The organism is Vibrio sp. 2033, assembly GCF_033339735.1.
Window position 1 is genome coordinate 1 of sequence record NZ_JAWOVC010000901.1, and the last position, 506, is coordinate 506.

The window sequence follows — 506 nt, forward strand, 5'->3', positions numbered from 1 at the left end:
TGTCATTCAAGCACTTTCAGCGCTTTTCTTCGCTTGCAATCCTTTTCTTTGCCCCAATATTGAAAAGATAAATTTCGAGAGCGAACAGGAACTTTTTCCTGATTGGCAATGACCAATACTCAAAACGAAAATCAAATGGATATCGAGAGTCCAAAGCATGCATAAATCTAACTTCGAAACTCTTCAGCACTATTTAGAGTCTCAGATCATTGGCCAGCATGATCTGGTTAAACAACTGTTGATCGCCCTTCTTGCTGACGGGCATATTTTGGTTGAGGGTCCTCCGGGACTTGCTAAAACTCGCGCCGTAAAATCACTGTCTGATTGCGTAGAAGGCGACTTCCATCGCATTCAGTTCACCCCAGATTTGCTGCCTGCCGATTTAACCGGTACGGATATTTTCCGCCCAGAAACGGGCGAGTTCACATTCCAATCTGGGCCGATTTTCAATTCACTCATTCTTGCGGATGAAATCAACCGTGCGCCAGCCAAAGTACAAGCCGCAA

General features: G+C 45.1%; 1 protein-coding gene. It reads left to right on the forward strand.

Annotation, left to right across the window (positions count from 1 at the left end):
- Nucleotides 1-157 precede the first annotated feature (157 nt).
- Nucleotides 158-506: AAA family ATPase (locus R7P74_RS29715; RefSeq protein ID WP_318124341.1), on the forward strand; the 349-nt coding region annotated here is incomplete at its 3' end.